Origin of the sequence: Verminephrobacter aporrectodeae subsp. tuberculatae At4, assembly GCF_000193225.1 — a bacterium.
GTDB classification, from domain to species: domain Bacteria; phylum Pseudomonadota; class Gammaproteobacteria; order Burkholderiales; family Burkholderiaceae_C; genus Acidovorax; species Acidovorax aporrectodeae.
Genome location: NZ_AFAL01000311.1, coordinates 1 through 671 on the forward strand (window position 1 = coordinate 1; position 671 = coordinate 671).

1 protein-coding gene is annotated in these 671 nt (G+C 72.3%); it reads right to left on the reverse strand.

The genetic code is table 11. The features are described 5' to 3' along the window. Nucleotides 1–472 (reverse strand): FAD-dependent oxidoreductase (locus VTU_RS26275; protein WP_010102466.1); only part of this gene is annotated, 472 nt, incomplete at its 3' end. Nucleotides 473–671 lie beyond the last annotated feature (199 nt).

Genomic DNA, 671 nt, shown 5'->3' on the forward strand with positions numbered 1-671 from the left:
CGATGCGCGTGACGCGCGTGTGCGTGATGAGCTGGCCGGCCTGCAGCAGCGGCCCGGCCCAGGCGCTCACCAGCGACTGCATTCCCGGACTCGCGACCCAGTGCGCCTCGCGCTGCGGCAGGCCGGGCGCGGCAACGCGCCCCTCCGCGTCGAGCACCTGCACGGAGTTGGCGCTCCAGCGCTTGCACACGCCGGGCGTGCTGTCCATGGCCTGGGCAAAGCGGGGCGCGCGCACCGTGAAATACTGCGCGCCCGCGTCAAAGCTGCCAAACGGGCTGTCGATGGTGGCGGTGCGCCCGCCCGCCTGCGCGGATTTCTCGAACACCGTGACGCGGTGCCCGGCCTGCACCAGCGTGCGCGCGCAGACGATCCCCGCCATGCCCGCGCCGACGACGGCGAAGTGGCGCCGGGCCTTGCCCGGGGAGCGCGCGGGCGCTGCGGCCTGCCTGGGGCGTGGAACGGTAGTGCTCATGGAGGGCCTTTCGGTGGCAGGGGGTGTGAACCGGCTTGGAATGGGAACGGAAACGGCGCGGAACGGACTCTGCCAGGCCGCGGGTAGTCGTTCCCTTGAGAGGGGTGAAGGCGACTCCGGGGGGGGCTTCACATCGGGTTTTCTGCCGACGCGGCCGAGAGGTCGGTCGCGAGCAGCACGCGCTCGTCGAACACGAAGC